This is a genomic window from Chamaesiphon sp. VAR_48_metabat_135_sub (assembly GCF_031418915.1).
Taxonomy (GTDB): domain Bacteria; phylum Cyanobacteriota; class Cyanobacteriia; order Cyanobacteriales; family Chamaesiphonaceae; genus Chamaesiphon.
Map to the genome: position 1 here is coordinate 1 of NZ_JANOJV010000210.1, position 2,709 is coordinate 2,709.

4 protein-coding genes are annotated in these 2,709 nt (G+C 45.4%); 2 read left to right on the top strand and 2 right to left on the bottom strand.

Annotated features, from left to right (window positions below):
* The first annotated feature begins 415 nt into the window (after positions 1–415).
* Positions 416–1,057 (top strand): iron-sulfur cluster biosynthesis transcriptional regulator SufR, encoded by a 642-nt coding sequence (gene sufR / locus RMO55_RS15245; protein WP_310427807.1) that lies wholly within the window; start codon positions 416–418, stop codon positions 1,055–1,057.
* Positions 1,058–1,094: 37 nt separating this feature from the next.
* Positions 1,095–1,337 carry a hypothetical protein gene (locus RMO55_RS15250; RefSeq protein WP_310427809.1) on the top strand — a complete coding sequence of 81 codons (243 nt, stop codon included), beginning with the start codon at positions 1,095–1,097 and terminating at the stop codon, positions 1,335–1,337.
* A gap of 33 nt (positions 1,338–1,370) precedes the next feature.
* On the opposite strand, the gene RMO55_RS15255 is transcribed toward RMO55_RS15250, so the two are convergent.
* Both RMO55_RS15255 and RMO55_RS15260 read right to left on the bottom strand, forming a co-directional pair.
* Entirely contained in the window at positions 1,371–1,616 is a 246-nt protein-coding gene (locus RMO55_RS15255) for a phycobilisome linker polypeptide (RefSeq protein WP_310427811.1), read from the bottom strand.
* Between the two features lie 100 nt (positions 1,617–1,716).
* Positions 1,717–2,583, bottom strand: coding sequence for a phycobilisome linker polypeptide (locus tag RMO55_RS15260; RefSeq protein WP_310427812.1), 867 nt, complete (start codon positions 2,581–2,583; stop codon positions 1,717–1,719).
* Positions 2,584–2,709 lie beyond the last annotated feature (126 nt).

Sequence of the window (2,709 nt, forward strand, 5' to 3'; positions counted from 1 at the left end):
AGGATTGGATAATATTAATTTGGTATTGCTGCGGAGATTTTACCCCCAACCCCCTTGTAAAGGGGGCTTTCATTCCCGCCCCCCGCAGGGAGCGGCTCTTGCTCCCTCCCCTTTATAAGGGGAGGGCTGGGGTGGGGTAAATCTCCGCAACAACTATAAAAGCAAGGCACGAAGTCCACTAGTGCAGACGAAAGATCGTATACTTAAAACAACTGATTAATTGTTTAAGTATATTCTAAAGCACTTTAACAACTTAGTTGTTGTCAAAGTGGCAAAATTAACTAAAAGTTTTAATATCTAGCAACATTCCGCTCTGAGGCGATGGTGCATACCGACGTTAGTCTAGAATTACTGCGTAGATCCTACCCACCCCACCCTACGGGTACCCCTCCGAGGAGGGGACTTTTCACCCAATATGATGACAGAGCAGCAAACGTCAACTAAACAGGATATCCTCGAATTTCTGCTCAAACAGGGACAAGCCACCGCGCATGATCTGGCTACCCCCCTAGAAATTAGTCCCCAAGCAATTCGTCGCCATCTCAAGGATTTACAGGCGGAGGGGCTAATCGTCTATCAGTCTGTCTCTTCAGGCAATGGCAGACCCCAGCATATCTATCATCTTAGCCCAAAAGGACGCGATCGCTTTCCCAATCAGTACGATCGATTCGCAATTTCTTTCCTCGATACCCTCGTGGAGAATCTAGGATACGAGCAAGCGAGTAAAATGCTTCAGCACCACTGGCACAAAAAAAGCATCGATTATCGGGAGAAGTTGGGAAATGGGTTATTAATGGAGCGAGTTGCCAAGCTTGTTGAATTGCGTCGCCAAGAGGGTTATATGGCTGACTATCATGCTGTGGATGAGCAAAATGATAAATTCATCCTAACAGAACATAACTGCGCTATTTCCCAGGTTGCAGCCTCGTTTCCGGCTGTCTGCGGACACGAATTAGAAATGTTTGCGGCGGCGTTAAAAGATTGTCAGGTGGAACGCACTCATTGGATAGTCGATGGAGAACATCAGTGCGGTTACTTAATTTCCATTACTAATTAAGCTAAGTTAGGAATCAGCAATCAGAATTTAATTTTTTATGACTAGCGAAAAGTATCTAACTCAAGCAGAAGCTCTAGATGTGGAGATGGCTCTACTATCTACCCATGAGAAGTTTTTAGCACGGATTACAATTTCTTCATTGAGATTGTTGCAGCAAATAGCAGATGAGGAGCAGGTAAAAATAGAAGATCTTACTCCAAAGCAAATTACTCATTGGTTTGAGCGAGATGCGGAATTAAAGCGATCTCAAGGTGAAACCGCTGGCTCTCTACAATGGTAATCGGCTTGGTACTTCAGTTTATCATTACAACTCTTATTTCCCAGCAGTTTCACCCAATGGATAAACGCTGACGATTTTGCCGCCCATCCGTAAAATCTGCTGCATTTTCTCATTCATCCGATTGTAAGGAACTTGCACGAGAGTGCTAGCACTAGTGCGAATCTGACTGTCGGATTGAACGGTAATATCATTTTGCTGCAATCCGGTTACTTCGTAGACGAAGATCCGGTTATCGGCTGTCGCACTGGAACCTCTAGCAAAGGCTGATTGTCCTAACATTTAGTTTAATTCCTCTTTAGATAAGTGGAAAGTGGAAAATTGAAAGTTGAAAGTGTTATTTTCTATCGCCAACAGCAATGTGTTGGCGATAGACGTAATATTAAGCTAGGGTAACGCTAGCTACTTTACCACCAATTTTATTGATGTATTGGAGAGTGCTGTTGAGTTGTTCGTAGGAAACGATAAACTCTTTGTTACTGCGACGGACACGGGGATAGCGAGGTAGACAAATACTAGCTACTTCAATCCGATATAGTCGGTTTGATTCGCCCATTGTCGATCGACCAAACACCCGATTGGGCATCGCACTCTGGGCTGTTCCTTGGTATGCAAAGCCATCATTACCACCAGAAGGGGGAATCACTGCCGAAGTAGTATTGCTACCGAGTTCGCCAGCTAGACGAGATTTGCTACCAGCGACTTGGGATGTATCGCTATTTGCATAGCCCCGATAGAGCCGGAACATCCGGGTAAATCCTTGGGTTTGTTGACCGATTTGATATTGGAAACTGCGACAGTAAGGAACGATCGAATCTCCAAAATTTTCGTCGTATTCGTTAGAATCGATATAGGAATCGATGTCGGCATCATAACCGTGATTCTGGTATCGATCGAGATGGTCCACTACTTCAGATTCATTATAGGGAGCGCGTCCTAGTAAGTGTTTGCAGTGTAGCTCGATCGCGCGAGTCTGAAAAACTGCGTGGAAATATTTGTTTTTATATAAGTCAGATTTAGCCACGCCGCGCACGAATTCCCGCACGGTAATTTGACCGTTACAAAGGAGGGATTCGAGTCCGACAAGGCGTTCGTTTGCCATTAGATAGTCGTTGCCTAGTACCTGACGGTAGACAGCACGGATCACGATTTCAGCCTCGGCTGGAGACCAGTTATTGCGTAGTTCGAGCGGTTTAGCATCGCTGTAGGCAGTAGTGCCTAAGCGAGAAGCTCCTGTTGTAATTGCCACAGATTTTCTTCCTTGTTAATAAGTAGGGTGAAAAATCCCCCCCCAGGAGCGGCGGTTTTATTCTGGGGGAACCCCAGAATAAAAAACCGACAAGAGAGGGGTGCCCGTAGGGCGGGGTGGGTAGAT